Origin of the sequence: Nocardioides sp. dk884 (assembly GCF_009557055.1) — a bacterium.
In the GTDB taxonomy this organism is placed as follows: domain Bacteria; phylum Actinomycetota; class Actinomycetes; order Propionibacteriales; family Nocardioidaceae; genus Nocardioides.
Window position 1 is genome coordinate 2,032,433 of the sequence record NZ_CP045649.1, and the last position, 23,092, is coordinate 2,055,524.

Genomic DNA, 23,092 nt, shown 5'->3' on the forward strand with positions numbered 1-23,092 from the left:
CGGTACGGACGTGGCAGGGGTTACGTCGGACCGGACGGGTTACCTCTCGATTGTCGGAATCCCAGACCCCTCAGTAACGTTGAAGACTTCTGGAGCCGGATCCCGACTCCAGTCACCGCTACACGGGGAACAGAACGGAGGCGCCTCTATGGCAGAGCGCACATTGCGTGGAGCCCGACTCGGCGGCCAGAGCTTCGAGGACGAGCGCGGCATCGAGTTCGCGGCGCGTCAGCAGGTCGGCTACCGCTGCGCGCAGAACCACGAGTTCGAGATCACCATGTCGGTCGAGGCCGACATCCCCGCTGTGTGGGAGTGCCCGCGGTGTGGCGCCGAGGCGCTGAGCACCGCCGGCATCGTGCGCGAGGAGAAGGTCGAGAAGCCGGCCCGCACGCACTGGGACATGCTCCTGGAGCGCCGCTCGGAGAAGGAGCTCGAGGACATCCTCAAGGAGCGTCTCGAGCTGCTGCGCGGCGGTGAGATCGGCCCGGCGCACCTGCACCGCGCCAACGCGAAGAAGCGCAAGGCCACGGCCTGAGCCGAGCCCGGTACGGCGGCTCAGTCGTCGTCCACGACCTCGCCCCGGACCACGGATCCCTCGGATCCGGGTCCGGGGCGTCGCTGTGTGGCGGTGCTGATCACGACGAGCTGGGAGCCCACGAGCCCGCTCACCAGGCGGCGGAACAGCGGCCGGGTGAACGGCAGCACCAGCAGCACGCCGAGGGCGTCGGTGAGGAAGCCCGGGAACACGATCAGCGCCCCGCCGATGAGCACCAGCGCCTGGTCGGACACCTCGCGGCCCGGCACCTGGCCGGTCGCGACCGCGGTGCGCAGCGCGCCCCACGCCCGGGCGCCGGCGTGCCGGATCAGCGAGGACCCGACGACGCTGCCCAGGACGAGCAGTGCGATCGTCCACCAGGCACCGATCTCCTGGCCGACCTGGATGACCACGAAGAGCTCGGCCAGGGGCAGCAGGACGAAGAGGAACAGCAGCACCCAGCGGGTGCGGGGGCGGCGGGTGGTGCTCATGGGCTCCATCGTGCCAGCACCGTCATCGACCCAGTGCCTGGCGCACCTGCGCGGCCCGCTCGCGCAGTCCCCAGACGGTGATCCGGCGCAACGACTCCACGGCGACCGCGCCGCTCATCTTGGAGTCGCCGCGCTCGCGCTCCACGAACTCGATGGGGACCTCGCGCACCCGCAGCCCGGCCTGCAGGGTGCGGGCGACCAGCTCGGTCTGGAAGACGTACCCGGTCGAGCGCACCGACCCGAGGTCGATCGCCTCCAGGGTCGCGCGCCGATAGAGCCGGTAGCCGGCGGTGGCGTCGCGTACCGCGATTCCGAGCAGCAGGCGCGCGTAGAGGTTGCCTCCGCGCGAGAGCAGCTCGCGACGCCGCGGCCAGTTCACCACGGTGCCGCCGGGCACCCAGCGCGAGCCGATCACCAGGTCGGCGTCGGCGAGCGCGGCGCGCAGCAGGTGCAGCTGCTCGGGCTGGTGCGAGCCGTCGGCGTCCATCTCGCCGATGACGTCGTAGCCGGACTCGAGCGCGTGGGCGAAGCCGTGCAGGTACGCCGCGCCGAGCCCCTCCTTGCCGGTGCGGTGCAGCACGTGCACGCGGGGGTCGGTGCCGGCGAGCTCATCGGCGATGTCGCCGGTCCCGTCCGGTGAGGCGTCGTCCACGACGAGGACGTCCACGTCGGGCTGGGCGGCGTGCAGCCGGCCCACGATCCAGGCCAGGTTGTCGGCCTCGTTGTAGGTCGGGAGCACCATGACCACGCGCTGCGGCCCGACCTTCCGGGTCGCGCCGGCGTCGGGGGTGGGGGTGCTGCTCACGGGCGGGTTGCTCCTCGGGGACTGCCGGCGGTGACGAGCTCGCGCGAGTCGTCGTCGACCGGTGCCGGTCGCACCCGGCGACGATACGGGATCAGTCCGGCGAGCAGCGCGAGGCCGGTGGCCACCAGGCAGGCGGCGCCGATCCACGGTGCCAGCCGGACGCCGGGGGTGACCGCGTCGTTGAGCTCGAGGCGCTCGAGGAGCACCTCCTGGGTGCGCGGATCCGCGCTGGCCACGACGGTGCCGTCGGGGGCGATGACGCCGGAGACGCCGTTGGTCGCCGCGACCACCGCCCACTTGCCGGTCTCCATGGCGCGCACCCGGGTGATCGCGAACTGCTGGTCGATCTGGTCGGTGTGGATGAAGGTCGCGTTGCTGGTCTGCACGACCAGCATCTCCGCGCCGTTCTCGACCTGGGCGTAGATGCCGTCGTCGTAGGCGACGTCGAAGCAGATCGCGTCGGCGACCGGCACGCCGGCGATGTCGAGCGGGGAGGTGCGGGTGCCGCTCAGCATGTCGCGCGGGACCATCGCGAGACGCCCGAACTGGGCGGTGAAGAAGTCGCGGAACGGGATCCACTCGCCGTACGGCACGGGATGCCACTTGGTGTAGCGCTCCCCCGGCCCGGTCTCGGGGTCCCACACGATGCCCTGGTTGAGCACGTGGCCCGGGCCACCGTCGACCAGCCCGCCGACCAGCACCGGGACGCCGATCGCGTCCACCGCGGTGTCGATGCCGTCGCGGATCTCCCCGGCGCGGAACGGGTCGGAGGCGGTGGAGTTCTCCGGCCAGACCACGAAGTCCGGCCGCGGCGCCTCGCCCTCCTCCACCTGGCGGGCCAGCTCGACGGTCGCCTCGACATGGTTGCGGGTGACGCCGGGGGCGTCGTAGAGGATGTTGTTGCCGGGCCCGGGCACGTCGCCCTGCACCGCGGCCACCGTCGCCTCCCCGGTCGGGGTGGGCGACCACGGCGCCACCACCGGTACGGCGAGCAGCACGACGCCTGCGACGAGCGCGCCGGCGACCACGCGTCGCGCCCGACCGCGTTCCACGACCAGCGCGGCGAGCAGGGTGCCGCCGAGCGCGAGCACGAACGAGACGCCGATCGCCCCGACGTACGGCAGCGCGTCCGCCACAGGGGTGTCGACCACGCCGAAGGAGAGCCGACCCCAGGGCATGCCGCTGAACGGCCAGCCGCTGCGCCAGACCTCCATCGAGACCCACGCGGTGGCCAGCCACAGCGGCCACCACCGGCGGCGGTGCAGCACTGCGGCGACGGAGCCGAGCAGGCCGTAGAAGAGCGCCTCGATGCCGGCGAGGGCCAGCCAGGCGTCGGTGCCGACCGAGCGCATCCACCAGATGTGGGTGTAGTAGAACGCGGCGCCGAAGACCAGGCCGGGGATCCACCCGCTGCGCGCGCGCAGCCCGCGGGTGGCCAGGGCGAAGCCGGCGACGCCCACCGGCAACAGCACCGGCAGCGCGACGGGTTCGAAGGCCAGCGCGAGCGCCAAGCCGGCGACGAGGGCCAGGGCGGTCCGCTTCAGCACGACATCCACGGTACCGGGCGCTGGCAGAGCGACGGGAGGAGCCCGAAACCCTTCGGTCCAACCCGTTGCCCGGCTGGCTGCCGACCACGAGGTTGTTGTCTAGGGGGTCCGGGTTCCTCCCGTGCCAGCCCCGTGGGGCGAACCGACCTCCGCGAACAATGTCGAACAGGTGCCTGGCACCCACACCCTTCGACACAGCCACTCGGACGCCGGTCCGCCAACCACGATCTGCATGGGCGGACGCTTCACGGTGACCGCTCCTGGTTCGCCTGTCAACACCGCGCTGACCTGCGCGAAGAGATGTCCTCGCAGGTCAGCGGCATGATCGGACCTACCCAAAATTTGCACCGAATCCAGACCACTTCGGCGGGTCGCCAATTGTGCGGCGCGTCAGTCGACCGGCTGTGCTAGCGGGCCGGGGACGACCACCGTGCCGCGGGCCGTGGTGGCCAGCAGCGGCGGGTCCAGGAGCCCCGCGGCCCCCGGCTGCACGGGGCTCGTGCGGCCCCGTGCCACGACGTGGAGGGCGAGCTCCAGGGTCCGCGAGCGGGTCCCGACCGCGACCAGCTCGGCCGTGGCCTCCACCACGTCGCCGGCGCGCACCGGGGCGAGGAAGCGGACCTCGGCGTACCCGGCGAAGAGCCCCTCGTCGCCGTCGGTGCGGATGCACATCTCGGTGGCGACGTCCCCGAACAGGCCCAGCCCGTAGGCGCCGTCGACGAGGCTGCCGGCGTAGTGGGCATGGCTGTAGGGCACGTAGCGCCGGTGCACCACCCGGGTGCCCAGCACCGGCCGGTCGCCGCTCACGCCTCGACCTCCGCGCGCGCCGCGACCCGGTGGGCCAAGAACGACGCGACCTCGCCGGGCGTCGTACCGCGCCCGAAGACGCGGTCGACGCCGAGCTCGGCGGCCGCGGACTCCTCGAACCGGGGCCCGCCGACGACCAGCAGCGGGCGGTCGCCGTCGGGGTACGCCGCGGCGAACCCGGCGGCCACCTCGCGGGCGTGCAGCAGGTGCGCGTCGCGCTGGGTGACCACCTGGGAGACGAGCACCGCGTCGGCGCGGTCCTCCACCGCGCGGGCGACGAGGTCGTCGACGGCGACCTGGGCGCCGAGGTTCACCACCTTGACCTCGCGGTAGTACTCCAGGCCCTTCTCCCCCGCGAACCCCTTGATGTTGAGGATCGCGTCGATGCCCACGGTGTGCGCGTCGGTGCCGACACAGGCGCCGACCACCACCAGACGGCGGCGCAGCGCGCGCCGGATGGCGGCGTTGACCTCCGCCGGGGTGAGCAGCGGGTAGTCGCGCTCGACCACCTGCACCGTGTCGGTGTCGACGAGGTGGGAGACCCGTCCGTAGACCACGAAGAACGTGAAGCCCGGGCCCATCGCCTGGGCGTGCACCACCATCGCCGGGTCCATGCCCATGGACGCCGCGAGCTGCGCGGCGGCGCCCTCCGCGACCTTCGAGTGCGGCAGCGGGAGGGTGAAGCTGAGCTGCACCATCCCGTCCCCGGTGGTGTCGCCGTAGGGGCGCACGATCATGACTCCTCCAGCAGGTCGGTGGCGGGGTTGTGGTAGCCGTCGGCCTTCTCGGCGACGCCGTCCAGTCCGCGCCCGCCGTCGGCGGGGCGGCGCATCAGCCCGAACGTGCCGTCGGCGATCGCGTCGAGCAGGCCGTGCTCGTGCGCGGTGATCCGGGTGAGCAGGTCGACCGACTCCCCCAGCACCTGCCGGGCACGGGTGGCGATCAGGCCGTCGGGGGCGGGGTGGAAGTCCTCGCGCAGCCCACCCGCCGCCTCCAGCACGTAGCGCACGTTGCGCAGCGCCAGGTCGCGATCGGAGAGCCACGGGGTCACCACCGCCTCGGTCATCATCCCGACCAGCAGGATGCCCTGGCCGGTGAGCGCGCCGGCGAGGTTGAAGAACCCGTCCAGCAGGTAGCCGCGGAACACGTTCCCGGTCATGTGCCGGGTCGGCGGCATCCACTTCAGCGGCGCGTCCGGGAACAGCTCGCGGGCCAGCAGCGCGTGGGCGAGCTCCAGGCGGAAGGAGTCGGGCAGGTCCGGGTCGATCTCGAAGGCGTGCCCGAGCCCGAGCTGCCAGTCCTCCAGCCCGGCCTCCTTGGCGAAGTACTCGTTGAGCAGCTGGCTGGTGGTCACTGTGTGCGCGGCCTCCACCGCGTCGGCGGTGGTGAGGTAGTTGTCCTCGCCGGTGTTGATGATGATCCCCGCGCGGGCGTGGACCTGGCGGCTGAAGCGCTGGTCGACGAAGGTGCGCACCGGGTTGATGTCGCGGAACAAGATCCCGTACATCGAGTCGTTGAGCATCATGTCGAGCCGCTCGAGCCCGGCCAGGACGGCGATCTCGGGCATGCACAGCCCGCTGGCGTAGTTGGTCAGCCGCACGTAGCGGCCGAGCTCGCGGCTGGACTCATCGAGCGCGGCGCGCATCAGCCGGAAGTTCTCCTGGGTGGCGTAGGTGCCGGCGAAGCCCTCGTGGGTCTCCCCCTCCGGCACGTAGTCCAGCAGGCTCTGGCCGGTGGAGCGGATCACCGCGATCACGTCCGCGCCCTCGCGGGCGGCCTGCTGGGCCTGCGGGATGTCCTCGCGGATGTCGCCGGTGGCCACGATCAGGTAGATCCACGGCTTGCTGGGGGCGTCGCCGTGGGTGTCGATCATCGTCCGGCGCTCGACGCGGCGCTGGTCGATGCGCGCCAGCCCCTGGCCGACCAGGTCGCGGGAGGCCGTGCGCGCCCGCTCGGCGTCCGCGCCGGACGGCAGCCGGAACGAGACCGAACCGGCAGCTGCCTTCTGGGCGAGCGTGGCCAGGTCGTCGGCCTCGCCGCGCAGGAGCGCGTCCCAGACCGGGAGCGCGACGCCGTGCTCGAGGCCGACCTCGTCGCGCACCGCGTCGGCGAGACGGTTGACCCACGGGGTCCCCTCGGCGTCGGCGCCGCCCAGCCCGGCCAGGCGCAGCGTGGCGCGCTCGACGGCGACGGTGGTGTGCTCCCGCGCCATCCGCACGATCGGCTCCCCGGCGCGCCGGGCGAGCTCGCGGGCCTGGCGGATGGTGGTGGGGTCGAGGTCCAGGGTGCTCATCGCTCCACCCGCTCGCTCAGCAGCTCGCGGACGCCGGGATGGCGCCGCACCAGGTCGAGGGCGTACGCCGCGTGCCCGGGCACGTAGCCGTTGCCGAGGAGCATCGTGACGTCGGCGGCCAGGCCCTCGGCGCCGAGCGCGGCCGCGGAGAAGGAGGTGGCCATCGAGAAGAACACGACGGTGCCGCGCTCGGCGGTGGCCAGCACCGCCCCGCCCTCGCAGCCCGGCACGTCCACGCACACCACGCTCACGTCGGCGGGTCCGCCGGCCTCGAGGACCGCGTCGCGCAGCGCGATCGGATCGCGGGCGTCGGCGATGACCACCACGTCAGCCAGCCCGGTGGCCGCGAGGCGCCGGGCCTCCGCCTCGCTCGGGACCACCCCGACCGTGCGCCCGGCACCGGCCTCGCGGGCCGCGGCCAGGCTCAACGACCCGGACTTGCCCCCGCCGCCCAGCACCGCGACCGTCGGCGGGTGGGCGCCGGGGCGCGCGGCGTACTGCTCCACGACGCGGCGGGTCAGCGCGGGTGCGCCGCAGACGTCCATCACCGCCAGGCTGAGTGCGGTCGGCAGGTCCTCGGGCAGCACCGCGGCCACGGAGCGGCCGAAGAGCACCGCGTAGCCGGTGCACGGCACCTGCTCGCCGAGGCCGTCCCAGCGGGCCAGGTCGTCCTCGATCACCAGCGGGGTCAGGGTCAGCGAGACCAGGGTCGCGACCCGCTCCCCCACCCGCAGCCCGAGCGGGGACTCGGGCCCGACCTCCTCGACCGTGCCGACGAGCATGCCGCCGGAGCCGGTGACGGGGTTCTGCATCTTGCCGCGCGCCGCGACGATGTCGAGCGCCGTGCGGCGTACGGCCGCACCGTCGCCGGCGTGGGCGTGCGCGAGCTGGCGGTACGACGCCGCGTCCAGGTTGAGCCGCTCCACGCGCACCCGGACCTCGTCGGGCCACAGCTCGCGGCGGGTGTCGAGGCGCTCGGCGGCCTGCGGGAGGACCCGCTCCGCGTCGAGCACGCGGTGCAGGCCGGTCGGGTCGCTGGTGAGCAACGCGCGCATTCATATCTCCATATCTAGCGCCGTCGGACAGGAAATCTTCCGGCTGATAGGTGGACGGGCGGGACGATCGGCTCCTACTGTGGCAGACATGACGCAGGTCACACAACGACCGCGCGCCCTCCGCGTCCGCCGCCACCCGGGAGACCGCCCATGACCGTCCACGTCACCACCCCACGTCCGGACGCCCCCCGTGGCGAGCAGCCCTACGCCTACCGCCGCGCCGAGCTGGTGGAGCCCGACTGGACCCGATTCCCCGGGTGGCGCGGCGTCACGGTGGAGCAGTGGGAGTCGGTGCAGTGGCAGCGCGCGCACTGCGTGAAGAACCTGCGCCAGCTGCGCGAGCTGCTCGGTGACCTGGTCGACGACGTGTTCTACGACGACCTGGCCCGCGACCAGGCGGAGCGGGCCACGATGTCGATGCTGGTGCCGCCGCAGATGCTGAACACGATGGCGCCGGACGCGCTCCCCGCCGGGCCGGGGTCGCTGACCGCGGCGTTCTACGCCGACCCGGTGCGCCGCTACATGGTCCCGGTCTTCTCTGACCGGCGTACCGACTGGCCCTCGCACCCGCACGCCAGCCGCGACTCCCTGCACGAGCACGCGATGTGGGCCAGCGAGGGGCTCACCCACCGTTACCCGACCAAGGTGCTCGCCGAGCTGCTGCCCACCTGCCCGCAGTACTGCGGGCACTGCACCCGCATGGACCTGGTCGGCACCTCGACCCCGGTGGTCGACAAGCTGCGCTTCGAGCTCAAGCCGGTCAATCGCCTCGATGCGATGCTGGACTACCTGCGGCGCACGCCGCAGGTGCGCGACGTCGTGGTCTCCGGCGGCGACGTCGCGAACATGTCGTGGCCGCGCTTGGAGGACTTCCTCACCCGGTTGCTGGAGATCGAGAACATCCGCGACATCCGGCTCGCGACCAAGGCGCTGATCGGGCTGCCCCAGCACTGGCTGCAGCCCGACGTGGTGGCCGGTGTCGCGCGGGTCGCCGAGCTGGCCCGCTCCCGCGGGGTGTCGCTGGCCATCCACACCCACGCCAACCACGCCCAGTCGATCACCCCGCTGGTCGCCCGGGCCAGCGGCGCGATGCTCGACGCGGGTCTGCGCGACGTACGCAACCAGGGGGTGCTGCTCGACGGGGTGAACGCCGACCCGCACAGCCTGCTCGACCTGTGCTTCCGGCTGCTCGACGACGCCCGGGTGATGCCCTACTACTTCTACATGTGCGACATGATCCCGTTCAGCGAGCACTGGCGGGTCTCGGTCGCCCACGCCCAGCGCCTGCAGCACCAGATCATGGGCTACCTCCCCGGCTTCGCCACCCCGCGCATCGTCTGCGACGTCCCCTTCGTGGGCAAGCGGTGGGTGCACCAGCTCGCCGACTACGACACCGAGCGCGGCATCTCGTACTGGACCAAGAACTACCGCACCTCCCTCGAGAGCGCCGACCCCGACGCCCTGGAGCGCCGCTTCGAGTACTACGACCCGATCCACACGCTCCCGCCCGCCGGGCAGGCGTGGTGGGCCCGGCACGGGTGAGGGTGCGACGTTTGGTCCCCAACGACATCTTTCGGGCCCCGTTTGTTGTCGTTGGGGACCAAACGTGAGGGTTTTCGACGCCCGCCGACGCCGGCGACCACCCGCCGGGAGCGATCCTCAGCCGGTGACCGGGCGGCTCTCGTAGTACGTCGAGAGCACGATCGTGGTGCGGGTGGAGACGTTGGCGGCGGCGCGGATGCGGGCCAGCAGGTCCTCGAGGGCCGCGGGGGTGGCGGTGCGGACCTTCAACATGTACGACTCGTCGCCGGCCACCGACCAGCACGACTCGATCTCGGGGACGTCGCGCAGCCGCTCGGGGCAGTCGTCGGGCTGGGAGGGGTCGATCGGGCGGATCGAGATGAACGCGGTGAGCGGCAGACCGAGCTGGCCGTGGTTGACCGTGGCGCCGTAGCCGAGGATCAGGCCGCGCTGCTCCAGGCGCTTGACCCGCTGGTGCACCGCCGAGGTGGACAGCCCCGTCGCGCGGCCGAGGTCGGTGTAGGACATCCGTCCGTCGGCAGCCAGCAGCTGCAGGATCTTGCGGTCGGTTGCCTCGACCTCGGCGGCGGTCACGTCGCTCAGAGTGCCACAGCCTCGTGGGAGGATCCGAGGGTGACCGCACCGCAGACACCTGGCCACCTGATGCTCCTGGACACCGCGTCGATGTACTTCCGCGCGTTCTTCGGCGTACCCGAGATCCTCGCTCCCGACGGCACCACCCCGGTGAATGCGGTGCGCGGGCTGATGGACTTCATCTCCCGTCTGGTCGAGGAGTACCGCCCCACCGAGCTGGTGTGCTGTTGGGACAACGACTGGCGCCCGCAGTGGCGCGTCGACCTGGTGCCGACCTACAAGACCCACCGCGTCGAGGCCGAGGTCGAGCAGGCGCCCGACGTCGAGGTCGTGCCGGACCCGCTGCAGGTGCAGGTGCCGATCATCCGCGACGTGCTGGCGGCCTTCGGGATCGCGGTCGTCGGGGCTGACGGCTACGAGGCCGACGACGTGATCGGAACCCTCGCCACCGGCGCAGGGCGCCCGGTCGACGTGGTGACCGGGGACCGCGACCTGTTCCAGCTCGTCGACGACGCCGCCGAGGTGCGGGTGCTCTACATCGCGCGCGGCATCAGCAAGCACGAGCGGGTCACCAACGACTGGGTGCGGGCCAAGTACGCGGTGGACGCGGCGCAGTACGCCGACTTCGCCACGATGCGCGGCGACGCCTCCGACGGCCTGCCGGGCGTCAAGGGCGTCGGGGAGAAGACCGCGGCAACCCTGCTGGAGCGCTACGGCGACATGCCCGGCATCCTCGCCGCCGCCGCGGACCCGGACTCCGGCATGGGACCCGGGCCGCGCGCGAAGATCAAGGCCGCGGCCGACTACCTCGCCGTCGCCCCGCAGGTGGTCGCGGTCGCCCGCGATCTCGACCTGCCGCGCACCGGCCACGAGATCCCCCGCTCCCCCGCCGACCCCGACCGGGTACGCGCCCTCGCCGCCCAGTGGGGGCTCGAGTCGCCCACCGAGCGGCTGCTGAAGGCGCTCGCCGGCTGAGGTCTGCGGCCCTCGGGGATGCGACGTTTGGTCCCCAACGACATTCCCGTGGCCCGAAGATGTGTCGTTTGGGACCAAACGACAACGTTCCTGGCCTCGGCCCCGGTCAGGCCACGCAGAACTCATTGCCCTCGGGGTCGCGCATCACGACGTGGCCGAGCACGTCGCCGTAGTGCTGCTCGCGGATCACGGAGCCGCCGAGGCGAGTGAGGTCGCGAACCTTGTCGCGGATCAGCTGTGCCCGCGCGGCGATGTCCGTGCTCTCCTCGCCGGCCACCCGGATGTCGATGTGGAACCGGTTCTTCGCTTCCTTGGCCTCGGGGACGCGCAGCCACGCGATCGCGGGGCCCTTGCCGGACGGGTCGACGATGGAGGCGCCGTCCGGTTCCTCGTATCCCGGCTCGAGGACGTACCCGAGCGCGCTCGCCCAGAACGCCGCCAGCGCGTGCGGGTCGTTCGCGTCACCGCCCAACGTCCAGTGCATCGCCATGGGAGGAGCGTAGGTCGGGTTGCAGGTCCTCGGGGTCCGCAACGGCGACGACAGCCGCCCGGGCGGACCGCTCACCTGGGTGGCCTGGGGGGTGGGTGCTCGGGGTCGGGCGATGCGACGTTTGGTCCCAAACGACATCCCGGGGGCCCGAAATGTTGTCGTTGGGGACCAAACGACGACGTCGCGGCCCCCGGTCGGCCTCCTGTCGGCGCCGCAGGCGCTCACCAACCCCCTCGTAGCGTGAGCCCATGGATCGCATCGCAATCGTCGGGGGCCACGGTCAGGTGGCCCAGCAGCTCATCCACGTCCTGCGCCGCAGCGAGCACACCCCGGTGGCGCTGGTGCGCCGCGAGGAGTACCGCGAGGAGCTGGAGTCCCAGGGCGCCGAGGTGCGCCTGCTCGACATCGAGGCCCAGGACGCCGCGGGGTTCGCGGAGGCGTTCGCCGGCTGTGCCGCGGTGGTCTTCGCCGCCGGCGGCGGCCCGGACGGCAACATCGAGCGCAAGCGCACGGTGGATCTGGAGGGGTCGCTGAAGTCGATCGACGGCGCTCGCCGGGCCGGGATCGTCCGGTTCGTGCAGGTCTCCGCGATCGGAGTCGACAACCCGCTGCCCGAGGACACCGCGCCGGTCTGGAAGGCGTACGTCGAGGCCAAGCGTGACGCCGACGCGGCGCTGCGCGACAGCGGGCTGGACTGGACGATCCTGCGCCCCGGCATGCTCACCGACGACCCGGCCACCGGTGAGGTCGAGCTGGGCGGCGAGGTCGAGCGTGACGCGGTGACCCGCGCCGACGTGGCGGCGGTGATCGCGGCCGTCCTCGACACCCCGGGCAGCATCCGGCACCAGTGGAACCTGGTCAACGGCACCACCCCGGTCGCGGAAGCGGTCGCAGCGGCGTCCAGCTGATCGCGCCAACACCTGCCCAGTCAGGACGACTCAGTCAACACGACTCAGCCCGGGGCCACCGGCCCCGGGCTGGTCGCTGCTCAGTCCTCCGCGAGCCCGCCGGAGGCGACCACGCCGCGGCGTACTTGGTCGACGACCTGGCGCGCGGTGTGGCGCACCGGCGAGTCGCCGGCGGCGTTGGCGACCTGCCCGGCGAGGTCGAGCAGCTGCTTCATCCAGCGCACGAAGTCGCCGGCCGCCAGCTCGCTGGCGCGCAGCACGTCGTCGAGGTCGTCGCCCTCGCTCCAGCGGTACGCCGTCCAGGCCAGCCCCAGGTCGGGCTGGCGCAGGAAGTCGAGGCGGTGGTCCTTCTCGAGGCGGTCCAGCTCGCCCCAGACCCGCACCATCTCCCCGATCACGTCGCGGGCCCGGCCGCCGGGCAGCCGCGGCACGGAGGCGTCGTCGGGGCGCCGGGCCTCGAAGACCAGCACGGACAGCGCCGCGGCAAGCTCGGAAGGTGACAGGTCGTCCCACAGCCCGTGACGCAGGCACTCCGCCGCGACCAGGTCGAGCTCGGAGTACAACCGCATCAGGTGCCGCCCGCGCGGGGTCACCTCGTCGCCGTCGAGGTAGTCCAGCGCGGTGAGCACGTCGCAGACGCGGTCGAACTGGCGCGCGACGGTGTTGGTGCGCTGCTCGACGCGGCGCTGGAGGGTGTCGGCGTCGCGGCGCAGCTTGTGCCAGCGCTCCGCCCAGCGGGCGTGGTCCTCGCGCTCGGGGCACTCGTGGCAGGGGTGCGCGCGCAGCTGCTCGCGCAGCCGGGCCACCTCCTCGTCGGCTCCCGACTGCGCCATCGCGGTGCGGGCTCCCCCGGACCGGCTCCCCGGCGGCGGCGCGAGGTCGTGGGTGCGCGAGCGCAGCGCCGAGGCCAGGTCGCGGCGCATCTGCGGGTTGCGACCGTTGAAGTTCTTCGGCACCCGCACCTTGCCCAGCGCCTCGACCGGGGTCGGGAAGTCGATCATCGCCAGGCGCCGTGCCTGCCGGTCGGCGGTCACGACATAGGGCCGCGGGCCGTCCGGCGACCAGCCCGGGTCGATCACCACGGCGTACCCGGCGAACTTGCCGGTGGGCACCCGGATCACGTCGCCGGGACGCAGCGCCCGCAGCGACTCGATGGCCTCGACCCGCCGGTCCGCCTTGCGGGCGCGGCTGGCGTCCTTCTCGACGTCGGAGATGCGCCGGCGCAGCGCGGCGTACTCCATGAAGTCGCCGAGGTGGCAGGTCGCAGCCTCGCGGTAGCCGTCGAGGGCGTCCTCGGCCTTGCGCAGCTGCCGGGCCAGCCCGACGACGGCCTTGTCGGCCTGGAACTGGGCGAAGGACTGCTCCAGCAGCTCCCGCGAGCGCGCCCGGCCGAACTGGTGGACCAGGTTGACCGCCATGTTGTACGACGGGCGGAACGACGAGCGCAGCGGATAGGTGCGCGTCGAGGCCAAGCCGGCCAGCTCCTTGGGGTTCATCCCCTGCTGCCACAGCACGACACCGTGGCCCTCGGTGTCCAGGCCACGGCGGCCCGCGCGCCCGGTCAGCTGGGTGTACTCCCCCGGGGTGATCGAGGCGTGAGTCTCGCCGTTCCACTTGGTCAGCTTCTCGATGACCACGGTCCGGGCCGGCATGTTGATGCCCAGCGCGAGGGTCTCGGTGGCGAACACGACCTTGCACAGACCGCGGGTGAACAGCTCCTCCACGCACTGCTTGAACGCCGGCAGCATGCCCGCGTGGTGGGCGGCCACGCCGCGGGTCAGGCCGTCGAGGAAGTCGTGGTAGCCCAGGACGTGGCGGTCCTCGTCGGGCAGGTGGCGACAGCTCTCCTCGACGTACTCATAGATCTCGTCGCGCTCCTCCGGCGAGGTGAGGCGTACGCCGCCGGCCAGGCACTGCTGCACCGCCGCGTCGCAGCCGATCCGGCTGAAGATGAACACGATCGCCGGCAGCAGCCCGTCGCGCTCGAGGCGCTCGATCACCTCCGGACGGCTCGGCACCCAGACCCGGCGGCCGTTGCCGACCTGGCGCCCGCCGCCCTTGGGGCCCTTGCCGCCCTGACCGCGCGGGGAGCGGCGGTCGCGCACGTGGGTGGCTGCCCAGTCGTCGCGGGCCACCTTCATCAGCTCGCCGTTGACCGCGGCGCCCTCCTTGACGAAGCCGGCGGCGGCATCGACGTCGGAGCCCGCGAACAGGTTCAGCAGCCGGCGCCCGACCATCACGTGCTGATAGAGCGGCACCGGGCGGCGCTCCTCGAGCACCGTGGCGGTCTCGCCGCGCACGGTGGCCAGCCACTCGCCGAACTCCTCGGCGTTGGACACGGTGGCGGAGAGCGAGACCAGCGCCACCGACTCCGGCAGGTGGATGATCACCTCCTCCCACACCGCGCCGCGGGAGCGGTCGGCGAGGTAGTGCACCTCGTCCATCACCACGAAGCCGAGGCCGAGCAGGGTCCGGGAGCCGGCGTAGAGCATGTTGCGCAGCACCTCGGTGGTCATCACGACCACCGGCGCCTCGCCGTTGATGGTGTTGTCACCGGTCAGCAGCCCGACCTGGTCGGGGCCGTAGCGGGCCACCAGGTCGTGATACTTCTGGTTCGACAGCGCCTTGATCGGGGTCGTGTAGAAGGCCTTGCGGCCGGTCTCGAGGGCGAGATGGATCGCGAACTCCCCCACGATCGTCTTGCCGGACCCGGTGGGCGCAGCGACCAGGACCCCGCGCCCCTCCTCGATCTCGCGGCAGGCTCGCAGCTGGAAGTCGTCGAGCGGGAAGTCGTGCAGCGACTGGAACTCCCGCAGGACCGGGTGGTTCTTGTGCTGTCGGTACGACGCGTACCGCTCCGACGGGGACAGCTCGTCGGCGCTCATGCGCCCAACCTACGTGAGGCTCAGGAGAGCACGGTGAGGGCTCCCGGTGCGCACTCCACGGTGAGCGGCAACGGACCGAAGCGTTCCCCGTCGGCGTAGGTGACGATGCCGGGCGCGGCGATGGTCACCCGGCGCACCAGGTGGCGCTCGTACTGCGGGTGGGTGACGTGGGTGCCGCGGAACAGCTTGGGGTAGGTCCGCACCAGCGCGACCTTGCTGAGCGGCTTGATCACCACCACGTCGAGCAGCCCGTCGTCGAGCGAGGCGCCCTCGGTGATCCGCAGCCCGCCGCCGAAGGACGGGCCGTTGCCGACGGCCACCAGCATCGCGTCGGTGCGCAGCACCTCGCCGTCCAGGTCGAGCACATAGGACAGCGGGCGGAAGGTGCGCAGCTCGGCGATGGTGGCGAGGTTGTAGCGCATCTGCCCCCGCGGCCAGGTCATCGTGTTGGCGCGCTCGTTGACGATCGCGTCGAAGCCCGCGCACAGCACCGTGGAGTAGTACGTCGCGCCGCTGCGCGCCAGGTCGACGACACGGGTGCGCCCGGCCAGCACCCGGTCCACGGCCGCCGCCGGGTCTCCGGGGTCGATGGCGAGCGCGCGGGCGGCGTCGTTGCCGGTGCCGGCGGGCACGATCCCCAGCGGCACCCCGGTGCCGGCCAGCGCCTGCACCGCGACGTGGACCAGCCCGTCGCCGCCGACGGCCACCACGGCGTCGACGCCGTCGGCGACCGCGGCACGGGCCAGGGCGCCGCTCTCCGCGGCGTCCGCGCCGGCCAGGTCCCGCACGTGCACGCCCGCCTGGTGCAGCCGCTGGATGGTCAGCGCCCGGGCGCGCGCGCCGCGGCCCTTGCCCGAGGTGGGGTTGGAGAGCACTGCGATGTCGCGCGGGCCGGTCACGGCCGCACCCTAGGCCATCGGCTCCGTGGCCGTCAGGGAGTCCGCCGCGGACCGCCGCCGATGCGCAGGCACGCGCTGTAGCGCTCGGGGGAGGCGCCGACCGCGCGGGCCAGCCGGCCGAGCGCGTCCAGGACCAGATCGGCGTCGAAGCCGGTGCCGGGGATCGCGAGGGTGAGCCGCGCCTCGTGCTCGACGAGGTGGACCTCCCCGCGGTGCCAGGCCTGGTGGGTGCGGGTGCGGTCGGGCTCCCCCACCACCGGCACCGGGTACGCCGCGTCGACGGCGAGCAGGTCGCAGGCCACGGCGTACGCGTCGGCGTCGACTGCGGCCTCCCCGGGGTGCAGGACCCCGGCGACCAGGTGGCCGGCGCGCAGCCCGGAGCGTGAGGTCCAGGTGACCTCGCCGGTGCCCAACCAGTCGGGGAGGTCGAACGGGTCGACGTCGCTGAGCGGGGCCGGGCCGGCGCTCATGGCTGGCTCCCGGCGTCGGCGACCGGGCCGCTCACAGGGTGGAGACCTCGTCGTCGGCCCACTGGTCGGTGCCGTGGGCCCCGCGGCCGCGGCGGCGGTCGATGAGCCGGGAGACCGCCTCCGCCACCAGGAACAGCACCAGCATCGGGACGGCCAGCATCAGCATCGAGAAGGGGTCGGTGGAGGGCGTGGCGACCGCGGCGAAGACGAACGTGCCGACGATGATCCAGGCCCGGTAACGCCCGAGCACCTTGCCGCTGAGCACGCCGGCGAGGTTGAGCATGATCACGAACAGCGGGATCTCCATCGCGATCCCGAAGACCAGCATCATCCGGGTGAAGAAGCTGAAGTACTCCCCGAACTCGACGAGGTTCTCCAGGCCGTCGGGGGTGAACCCGATGAGGACCTCCAGGCCCTTGGGGAGCACGTAGTAGCCCAGTGCGACGCCGCCGATGAACAGCGGCCCGGCGACCCCGGCGAAGACCCGGGTCCAGCGCTTCTCCCCCGGGTGCAGGCCCGGGACGATGAACGCCCAGATCTGGTAGAGCCAGTACGGGCTGGAGACCACGATCGCGGCCACCCCGCACAGCTTCAGCTGCAGCAGCAGCGGGCCACCGGCGCTGGCGATGTAGGCCTTGGTCTCGATCGTGTCGGGCAGCGCGGCGCGCGCCTCGTTGTAGGGATCGAGCACCAGGTCGAGCAGCTGGTCGTAGAAGAACAGCGCCACGACGAAGGCCACGACCAGCACGGTCGCGGAGCGCAGCAGTCGGGCGCGGACCTCGCGCAGGTGGTCCGACAACGCCATCCGGCCCCCCGGCCCGACCGGGTGCTGGGGACGACCGGAGTAGAGCTTGGCGAACCCGGAGAGCGCGGACAAGCCCTCAGGCCGTGTCGCCGCGGCGCTGGCGCTCGGCCTGACGCTCCGCCTCGACACGCTCCTGGTCGAGCAGGGCCTGGCGGGCCTCGATCTCGCGCTGCTCGGGGGTCTTGACCTCGTCGTCGTCCATCAGACCCTTGGTCTCGGCCTTGAAGATCCGCAGCGCGCGGCCGCTGCCGCGGGCGAGCTCGGGGAGCTTGCTGGCACCGAAGAGCAGCACCAGGACGGCGAGGATGATGAGCAGCTCGGTGGTGCCGAGGCCTGCGATGAGCGGGGTGATCATGGTGTCCTCACGGTGCTGGGAGACGGCGTACCCAGTCTACGCCGGGTCAACGGTAGAGGTGCAGTGTGTCTTGCGCGACGCCGCGGAACTCCTCGGCGATCCCGTCGGGCCGCACGACCTGGGCGTGCGGGGCCAGGCGCAGCAGCAGCCGGGTCAGCCAGCGGTGGTCGGCGACCAGCAGGTCGACCTCCGCCGCCCCGTCGGCCAGCGCCCGGACCTCCTCGACCGGGTAGTACTCCACGATCCAGCGGGCGGCCGGCTCGAGGTGCAGGGTCACCGGCAGGGCGTCGCTGGACGGCGGGAAGAAGCCGGCGGAGAGGTCGCGCGGGGCGACCGGCTCGGAGACCACCGCGACGTCGAGCACGTCGGCGGAGCTGATCCGGTCGAGGCGGAACAGCCGCGGCGCCTCGGCGGAGTGGCACCAGGCGTCGAGGTAGTCCACGCCGCGGGTGCTCACGACGCCGCGCGGGTCCACCACCCGGTCGGACTCCTCATCGCGCGAGGGCACGAAGTAGGTCAGCCGCACCTGCCGGCCGCGGTCGGCGGCGTCCTGCAGCCGGCGGGCCAGCAGCGCCTGGTCGGCGTCCACGGCGTCGGTGCCCGGGTCGATCCGGGGTGCGGCGCTGCCCTCGGCGGCGGCCGCCTCGAGCTTGGCCAGCGCCCGGTCGACGACCTCGCGGGTCTCGGCGCCGGCGCCGTTGCGCAGCGCACGGAGCGCGACGATGACCGCGGTGGCCTCGGTCGGGGTGAGCCGCAGCGGGCGGGCCAGGTAGTCGGCGTTGGACACCCGGATCACGCCGTCGCCCTCGGGGTCCTCCAGGGCGTCGAGGTCGACGTCGATGAGGTCGTCGGGATAGCCGCCGGGCAGCCCGCACATCAGCAGGACCTTGAGGTCCTTCAGCAGCTGCTTGGGAGGTACGCCGAGGGCGCGCGCGGCGTCCTCGAGGCGCACCCCGTCGCGGGCGTGCAGGTAGGGCACGAGGGTCAGCAGGCGGGCCACCTGCTCCTTGGCGCCGAGCGGTGCCTGGGTCATGCGCTCTCCTCCGCTGCGTCCGCGGCGGGGGTGTGGCCGCCCGATGGTGCGAGGGCGGCCTCGAGGCGATCGATCACCGAGCGCCGCAGCGCGTCGGGGGCCTCGACCACGACATCGGGGCCGTGGCCGAGCACCTCATCGACCAGGCCCAGGCTGCGGGTCAGCGAGACCCGGTCCCAGCGGGTGCGGGTGTCGGGTCCGGGCACGTCGTTCTCCACCGCGTCCGCGCCGCGGCGCAGCGCGTGCCCCGCGCCCGCGCGCACCAGCAGCACCGCGTGCTCGGCGGACGGCGCCGGCGCCAGGCGGCGGGCCACCTCGCGCACGTCGGTGCCCGCCGGCACGTCGTACGCGCCCGGCTTGCCGGTGCGCCGGGCCTGGCCGCGCACCCGGGAGAGCCGGAAGACCCGCTCCGCGCCGCGGTCGATGTCAAAGCCCACGACGTACCAGCGCCCGGAGTAGCGCACCACTCCCCACGGCTGCAGGCGGCGCCGGGTGGCGCTCTCCTCGCCCGCGCGGGCGTAGTCGAAGACCACCTCGCTGCGCTCCTGGGTGGCCTCCCAGAACACGTCGAAGGACGGCTCGTCGGCGCTCAGCCGCGGCTCGACGATGTCGAGGGCGGTGGTGTCGACGTCGATGCCGGCGGCGCTGAGCTTGCGTACGGCGTCGCTGGTCGCCGCGGCCAGCCGGGCGTGCTGCCAGACCCGGGTGGCCAGGCCGATGACCGCCGCCTCGTCGGGGCGCAGGTCGATCTCGGGCAGCGCGAAGTCGTCGGGTGAGATCCGGTAGCCCGGCTCGTCGTCGAAGAGCGGGTCGATCTGGTCGACCTCGACCGGGACGCCGAGGCTGCGCAGCTCCTCCTTGTCACGCTCGAACATCTTCTCGAACGCCTCGGGGGTGGAGTCGGCGTAGAGGATCGAGCGGATCCGCTGCTTGGGCACCGGGCGGCGCTGGACGAGCAGCATGATCAGCAGGTTGAGCAGCCGCTCACTCTTGGCCACCGTCACGCCGGTCCCCCTCCTTGTGTCCTCACAGCGTCAGTCTCGCGCACCGCGGCGCTGTGCTCAGGACGCGGCGAGGATGTCCACGACGAAGTAGAGGGTGTCGGTGCCCTTGATACCCGCGGCGGGCTGGCCCTTCTCGCCGTATCCCCAGGCCGGCGGGATCGCGAGCAGCACCCGGCTGCCGATGGTCTTGCCGACCAGGGCCTTGTCCCAGCCCTTGATGACCTGACCGGTGCCGATGCCGAACGAGGCGGGGCTCTTGGAGAACGACTCGTCGAACGGCGCGTCGCCGCCGTACACCTGACCGAGGTAGTTGACGGTGATCGTCTGGCCCTTCTCGACCTTCGCGCCGTCGCCGACGACGAGGTCGGCGCCGAGCAGACGGTCGTTGGGCTTCGGGGCGTCGGTGAAGTCGAGGCCGGTGACCGCGTCGTCGGCGTCGGTGAGCACCTCGGGCGCCCAGGCGGGGGCCTTCTGCTCCGCGCCCTGCGGCCTCTCGAGGACCTCCGCGGTGTCGAGGATGTCCATGATCACCACGATGGTGTCCTTGTTGGCGATCTGCAGGCTCGGGTTGCCGCCCTGGCCGAAGAACTCATCCGCCACCGCGACGGTCGCGACGCGGGAGCCGACCTGCTGGCCCTCCAGGCTGTCGCGGAAACCCTCGGCGAGGCTGTCGTTGAGGGTGAGGGTCTGCGGGGTCTTGGCGTCGTAGGTGCTGAACGACTCGGACTCGGTGTAGCCGTTGCCGATCCAGATGTGCGCGGTGACCTCGTTGCCGGCGTCGACCTTGTCGCCGTCGCCCTCGGACAGCACGGTGGTGTCGCTGCCCTCCTCCATCTCGATGCGGCCGTCCCAGCCGACCTTGATCGCCTTGCCGTGCTCGCCCTTGATGCTCAGCGACTCGAGCAGGTCGTCGGCGGAGGCGGAGGCGCTGTCCTCCTCGCCGCACGCGGAGAGCGCGGGCAGGACCAGCAGCGGGACGAGGAGTGCGGGCAGGCGGCGCAGGCGTCGCGACACGGAGATCACCAATCGGCTCGGGAGTCGGGCTCGGGAAACCAAGCCCGGGAATCGGGCGAGGCGAACACTAGACCGCGATGCTGAGAGGACCCGGCACCGGTGTCGCCCGCGTGGTCGCCGGGCGGGTCGCGGGGGGCTCACATGCCGTCGATGAGGCGCTGCACGCGGTCGTCGTACGCGCGAAACGGGTCCTTGCACAGCACGGTGCGCTGGGCCTGGTCGTTGAGCTTGAGGTGCACCCAGTCGACGGTGAAGTCGCGGCGCCGCTCCTGGGCGCGGCGGATGAACTCGCCGCGCAGCCGGGCGCGGGTGGTCTGCGGCGGCACTGTCTTGGCCTCGAAGATGCGCAGGTCGCTGGTCACCCGGGCGACCTGGCCGCGCTTCTCGAGCAGGTAGTACAGCCCGCGGTTGCGGCGGATGTCGTGGTAGGTCAGGTCGATCTGGGCGATGCGGGGGTGGCCCAGGGGGAGCCCGTGCTTGGCCCGGTAGGCATCGATCAGCTTCAGCTTGATCACCCAGTCGATCTCGGTGTCGACCAGGCCGAGGTCGTCGGACTCCACCGCCTTGAGCCCGCGCTCCCACAGATCGAGTGCCCGCTCGATGACCGGGGTGCCCAGCTCGCGGCGGTCCACGAAGTCGCGGGCCTTGGCGAGGTACTCCCCCTGGATCTCCAGCGCGCTCGCCTCCCGGCCGTTGGCGAGGCGGATCTTGCGTCGCCCGGTGACGTCCTGGGAGATCTCGCGGATGGCGCGGATCGGGTTCTCCATCGTGAGGTCGCGCATCACCACGCCCTCCTCGATCATCCGCAGCACCAGGTCGCAGGAGGCGACCTTCAGCATCGTGGTGGTCTCGCTCATGTTGGAGTCACCGACGATCACGTGCAGGCGCCGGTACTTCTCGGCGTCGGCGTGCGGCTCGTCGCGGGTGTTGATGATCGGACGGCTGCGCGTGGTCGCGCTGCTCACGCCCTCCCAGATGTGCTCGGCGCGCTGGCTGACGCTGTACGACGCCCCGCGCGGGGTCTGGGTGACCTTCCCGGCGCCCACGATGATCTGGCGGGTCACCAGGAACGGGATCAGCACGTCGGCGAGGCGGTTGAACTCCCCCGCCCGGCTGACCAGGTAGTTCTCGTGACAGCCGTAGGAGTTGCCGGCCGAGTCGGTGTTGTTCTTGAACAGGTAGATCTCCCCGGCGATCCCCTCGTCGTGCAGGCGCTGCTCGGCGTCGAGCAGCAGCCCCTCCAGCACCCGCTCCCCCGCCTTGTCGTGGGCCACCAGCTCCCCGATGTCGTCACACTCGGGGGTGGCGTACTCCGGGTGGCTGCCGACGTCGAGGTAGAGACGCGCCCCGTTGCGCAGGAAGACGTTGCTGCTGCGCCCCCAGCTGACCACCTTGCGGAACAAGTAGCGCGCCACCTCATCCGGGCTCAGCCGCCGCTGCCCGTGGAACGTGCACGTCACGCCGTACTCGTTCTCGATCCCGAAGATCCGCCGGTCCATGCGCCCACACTACGGCGGTGGTGGGCGGTGGGTGTGAGATGCGACACGGCACGCCGGGGTGGTCGTGGTTTGGTCCCCAACGACATCAAAAACCGCCGAGCTCATGCTGTTCGTGCCCAATCGTTGAAGCCCATGGCCCGCCGCCAGCGGTTCAGGGTGCGGGAGCGTCCCTGTTCGTCGTACAGGGAGTTGGCCACGAGGCGGCGCCACCGCTCGACCCGGCGTACGTCGTGGGGGCGATCGAGCGCACGGTCCAGCTCGTGCATCACCACCAGGGGATGGTTCAGCAGGTCGTCGAGCACGAAGCCGCGGCGCTGGTAGCCGGTGCCGCTCCAGCCGCGTTCGCGCCGCAGGTCGCTGCGGTGCTGCGAGGGCTCGCGGTGCACAGCGCCGTCGTACTCGTGCACGGCCCCGATGGCTGGCACCAGGAGGTCCGCGCGGCCGATGAACGTCCCGGCGGCGTCGTACAGGTCGACCTGTGGTTCAACCATGACATCCATCTGCTGGTGGAAGAGCCGCAGCACCGTCTCACCGGCCGAGTCACAGAGCGCGGTCGCCAGCTCGTACGCCCGGCGCGCCATGCGGACCCCGGGACGTCCGCTCGCCAGGATGCCCAGCATGCGCTCGGGGTCGAGGTCGCCCGCAGCGAGCGCGGAGTCGATCATGATCACGAGGTCGAGTACGCCGAGGTCGCGGGCCGCGCGCAGCAGGATCTCTTCCGCGGCGTCGACGGGAAGGCCGTGCCTGATCTCGACCGGGGCCGCGGCCGTGGCCGGTTCGACGAGCCGGGAGCAGATCAGCCCCGGCCGGCGGGGCCGGCGTTCAGCGCCGTGCACGGCCGCGAAGACCGGTACTTGCGCCGGCACGGCCGGGAGTTGCCAGCCCCGCAGGCGTGCGGCGGTCAGATGGGTGTACACCGCACCGGGAGGCAGGACCTGGCACCACGCCCGCAGCTCGCGGAGGAACTCCGCTTCGTCGTCGAGGCCGTCGGTCTTGCGCAGGTAGAGCCCGTGGCTCACCCGCCGGAAGGAGGTGAGGCGCATCTGCCCGCGCACGACCTCGTCGGGCGGAGAAGGGCGGTCGGTCGGTGGCGGCGGCATTCCCAGA

23 protein-coding genes are annotated in these 23,092 nt (G+C 72.4%); 4 read left to right on the plus strand and 19 right to left on the minus strand.

The features are described from left to right. Positions 1-148 precede the first annotated feature (148 nt). Positions 149-535 (plus strand): RNA polymerase-binding protein RbpA, encoded by a 387-nt coding sequence (locus GFH29_RS09855; RefSeq protein ID WP_153323230.1) that lies wholly within the window; start codon positions 149-151, stop codon positions 533-535. A gap of 20 nt (positions 536-555) precedes the next feature. Here the strand turns inward: GFH29_RS09855 and GFH29_RS09860 are convergent, their stop codons facing one another. From GFH29_RS09860 to GFH29_RS09890, 7 genes are all read right to left on the minus strand, one after another. Beyond that, positions 556-1,026 (minus strand): FxsA family protein, encoded by a 471-nt coding sequence (locus GFH29_RS09860; protein WP_153323232.1) that lies wholly within the window; start codon positions 1,024-1,026, stop codon positions 556-558. 22 nt (positions 1,027-1,048) lie between these two features. Next, positions 1,049-1,768 (minus strand): polyprenol monophosphomannose synthase, encoded by a 720-nt coding sequence (locus GFH29_RS09865; protein ID WP_153325721.1) that lies wholly within the window; start codon positions 1,766-1,768, stop codon positions 1,049-1,051. Between the two features lie 59 nt (positions 1,769-1,827). Next, positions 1,828-3,378: an apolipoprotein N-acyltransferase gene (gene lnt / locus GFH29_RS09870; RefSeq protein ID WP_228387863.1), complete on the minus strand. Its 1,551-nt coding sequence runs from the start codon at positions 3,376-3,378 to the stop codon at positions 1,828-1,830. 390 nt (positions 3,379-3,768) lie between these two features. Further along, the gene (locus tag GFH29_RS09875; RefSeq protein ID WP_416224765.1) at positions 3,769-4,134 is read right to left on the minus strand and encodes a hotdog domain-containing protein; all 366 of its coding nucleotides are present in this window, start codon (positions 4,132-4,134) and stop codon (positions 3,769-3,771) included. 47 nt (positions 4,135-4,181) lie between these two features. After that, a complete protein-coding gene (locus GFH29_RS09880; protein WP_153323235.1) occupies positions 4,182-4,922 on the minus strand; it encodes an OAM dimerization domain-containing protein in 741 nt (246 codons plus the stop codon). Then, entirely contained in the window at positions 4,919-6,478 is a 1,560-nt protein-coding gene (locus GFH29_RS09885) for a lysine 5,6-aminomutase subunit alpha (protein WP_153323237.1), read from the minus strand. The genes GFH29_RS09880 and GFH29_RS09885 overlap by 4 nt, the downstream gene beginning before the upstream one ends. Next, complete coding sequence (locus GFH29_RS09890; RefSeq protein ID WP_153323239.1) at positions 6,475-7,533, minus strand: L-erythro-3,5-diaminohexanoate dehydrogenase; 1,059 nt, start codon at positions 7,531-7,533, stop codon at positions 6,475-6,477. Before GFH29_RS09890 ends, GFH29_RS09885 begins: the two co-directional genes overlap by 4 nt. Positions 7,534-7,683: 150 nt before the next feature. On the opposite strand from GFH29_RS09890, the gene GFH29_RS09895 reads away from it, so the two are divergent. Beyond that, the gene (locus tag GFH29_RS09895; protein WP_153323241.1) at positions 7,684-9,075 is read left to right on the plus strand and encodes a KamA family radical SAM protein; all 1,392 of its coding nucleotides are present in this window, start codon (positions 7,684-7,686) and stop codon (positions 9,073-9,075) included. A gap of 117 nt (positions 9,076-9,192) precedes the next feature. Here the strand turns inward: GFH29_RS09895 and GFH29_RS09900 are convergent, their stop codons facing one another. Further along, positions 9,193-9,648, minus strand: a complete 456-nt coding sequence (locus GFH29_RS09900; protein WP_153323243.1) for an Lrp/AsnC family transcriptional regulator — start codon at positions 9,646-9,648, stop codon at positions 9,193-9,195. Positions 9,649-9,717: 69 nt separating this feature from the next. Here GFH29_RS09900 and GFH29_RS09905 point away from each other — a divergent pair, with 69 nt between their 5' ends. Continuing rightward, a complete protein-coding gene (locus GFH29_RS09905) occupies positions 9,718-10,623 on the plus strand; it encodes a 5'-3' exonuclease (protein ID WP_153325723.1) in 906 nt (301 codons plus the stop codon). 106 nt (positions 10,624-10,729) lie between these two features. On the opposite strand, the gene GFH29_RS09910 is transcribed toward GFH29_RS09905, so the two are convergent. Then, a complete protein-coding gene (locus tag GFH29_RS09910) occupies positions 10,730-11,113 on the minus strand; it encodes a VOC family protein (protein WP_153323245.1) in 384 nt (127 codons plus the stop codon). 248 nt (positions 11,114-11,361) lie between these two features. Between GFH29_RS09910 and GFH29_RS09915 the strand changes: the two genes are divergently transcribed. Then, positions 11,362-12,021, plus strand: coding sequence for an NAD(P)H-binding protein (locus GFH29_RS09915; protein ID WP_153323247.1), 660 nt, complete (start codon positions 11,362-11,364; stop codon positions 12,019-12,021). Between the two features lie 80 nt (positions 12,022-12,101). Here the strand turns inward: GFH29_RS09915 and GFH29_RS09920 are convergent, their stop codons facing one another. The 10 genes from GFH29_RS09920 to GFH29_RS09965 all read right to left on the minus strand — a co-directional run bounded on the left by GFH29_RS09920 (position 12,102) and on the right by GFH29_RS09965 (position 23,085). After that, positions 12,102-14,906 (minus strand): DEAD/DEAH box helicase, encoded by a 2,805-nt coding sequence (locus GFH29_RS09920; protein ID WP_153323248.1) that lies wholly within the window; start codon positions 14,904-14,906, stop codon positions 12,102-12,104. 20 nt (positions 14,907-14,926) lie between these two features. Then, the gene (locus tag GFH29_RS09925; RefSeq protein WP_153323249.1) at positions 14,927-15,805 is read right to left on the minus strand and encodes a diacylglycerol kinase; all 879 of its coding nucleotides are present in this window, start codon (positions 15,803-15,805) and stop codon (positions 14,927-14,929) included. A gap of 32 nt (positions 15,806-15,837) precedes the next feature. Further along, the gene (locus tag GFH29_RS09930) at positions 15,838-16,275 is read right to left on the minus strand and encodes a hypothetical protein (RefSeq protein ID WP_153323250.1); all 438 of its coding nucleotides are present in this window, start codon (positions 16,273-16,275) and stop codon (positions 15,838-15,840) included. A gap of 31 nt (positions 16,276-16,306) precedes the next feature. After that, positions 16,307-17,152 (minus strand): twin-arginine translocase subunit TatC, encoded by an 846-nt coding sequence (tatC, locus tag GFH29_RS09935; RefSeq protein ID WP_228387865.1) that lies wholly within the window; start codon positions 17,150-17,152, stop codon positions 16,307-16,309. Positions 17,153-17,156: 4 nt separating this feature from the next. Beyond that, the gene (tatA, locus tag GFH29_RS09940) at positions 17,157-17,435 is read right to left on the minus strand and encodes a twin-arginine translocase TatA/TatE family subunit (RefSeq protein ID WP_153337228.1); all 279 of its coding nucleotides are present in this window, start codon (positions 17,433-17,435) and stop codon (positions 17,157-17,159) included. Between the two features lie 46 nt (positions 17,436-17,481). Beyond that, positions 17,482-18,468, minus strand: a complete 987-nt coding sequence (locus GFH29_RS09945; RefSeq protein ID WP_153323251.1) for a helix-turn-helix transcriptional regulator — start codon at positions 18,466-18,468, stop codon at positions 17,482-17,484. After that, the gene (locus tag GFH29_RS09950) at positions 18,465-19,472 is read right to left on the minus strand and encodes a helix-turn-helix transcriptional regulator (protein ID WP_153323252.1); all 1,008 of its coding nucleotides are present in this window, start codon (positions 19,470-19,472) and stop codon (positions 18,465-18,467) included. Before GFH29_RS09950 ends, GFH29_RS09945 begins: the two co-directional genes overlap by 4 nt. Positions 19,473-19,529: 57 nt before the next feature. Further along, on the minus strand, positions 19,530-20,486 hold the full coding sequence (locus GFH29_RS09955; RefSeq protein WP_153323253.1) for an FKBP-type peptidyl-prolyl cis-trans isomerase: 957 nt from the start codon (positions 20,484-20,486) through the stop codon (positions 19,530-19,532). 137 nt (positions 20,487-20,623) lie between these two features. Further along, positions 20,624-21,985: a Pup--protein ligase gene (gene pafA / locus GFH29_RS09960; protein WP_153323255.1), complete on the minus strand. Its 1,362-nt coding sequence runs from the start codon at positions 21,983-21,985 to the stop codon at positions 20,624-20,626. A gap of 101 nt (positions 21,986-22,086) precedes the next feature. Further along, entirely contained in the window at positions 22,087-23,085 is a 999-nt protein-coding gene (locus GFH29_RS09965) for a hypothetical protein (protein ID WP_153323257.1), read from the minus strand. Positions 23,086-23,092 lie beyond the last annotated feature (7 nt).

Coding starts and splice junctions, on each gene's coding strand:
- GFH29_RS09855 (WP_153323230.1), top strand. CDS start 149: ATGGCAGAGCGCACATTGCGTGGAGCCCGACTCGGCGGCCAGAGCTTC.
- GFH29_RS09860 (WP_153323232.1), bottom strand. CDS start 1,026: ATGAGCACCACCCGCCGCCCCCGCACCCGCTGGGTGCTGCTGTTCCTC.
- GFH29_RS09865 (WP_153325721.1), bottom strand. CDS start 1,768: ATGGTGCTCCCGACCTACAACGAGGCCGACAACCTGGCCTGGATCGTG.
- GFH29_RS09880 (WP_153323235.1), bottom strand. CDS start 4,922: ATGATCGTGCGCCCCTACGGCGACACCACCGGGGACGGGATGGTGCAG.
- GFH29_RS09885 (WP_153323237.1), bottom strand. CDS start 6,478: ATGAGCACCCTGGACCTCGACCCCACCACCATCCGCCAGGCCCGCGAG.
- GFH29_RS09890 (WP_153323239.1), bottom strand. CDS start 7,533: ATGCGCGCGTTGCTCACCAGCGACCCGACCGGCCTGCACCGCGTGCTC.
- GFH29_RS09895 (WP_153323241.1), top strand. CDS start 7,684: ATGACCGTCCACGTCACCACCCCACGTCCGGACGCCCCCCGTGGCGAG.
- GFH29_RS09905 (WP_153325723.1), top strand. CDS start 9,718: ATGCTCCTGGACACCGCGTCGATGTACTTCCGCGCGTTCTTCGGCGTA.
- GFH29_RS09910 (WP_153323245.1), bottom strand. CDS start 11,113: ATGGCGATGCACTGGACGTTGGGCGGTGACGCGAACGACCCGCACGCG.
- GFH29_RS09915 (WP_153323247.1), top strand. CDS start 11,362: ATGGATCGCATCGCAATCGTCGGGGGCCACGGTCAGGTGGCCCAGCAG.
- GFH29_RS09920 (WP_153323248.1), bottom strand. CDS start 14,906: ATGAGCGCCGACGAGCTGTCCCCGTCGGAGCGGTACGCGTCGTACCGA.
- GFH29_RS09930 (WP_153323250.1), bottom strand. CDS start 16,275: ATGAGCGCCGGCCCGGCCCCGCTCAGCGACGTCGACCCGTTCGACCTC.
- tatA (WP_153337228.1), bottom strand. CDS start 17,435: ATGATCACCCCGCTCATCGCAGGCCTCGGCACCACCGAGCTGCTCATC.
- GFH29_RS09945 (WP_153323251.1), bottom strand. CDS start 18,468: ATGACCCAGGCACCGCTCGGCGCCAAGGAGCAGGTGGCCCGCCTGCTG.
- pafA (WP_153323255.1), bottom strand. CDS start 21,985: ATGGACCGGCGGATCTTCGGGATCGAGAACGAGTACGGCGTGACGTGC.
- GFH29_RS09965 (WP_153323257.1), bottom strand. CDS start 23,085: ATGCCGCCGCCACCGACCGACCGCCCTTCTCCGCCCGACGAGGTCGTG.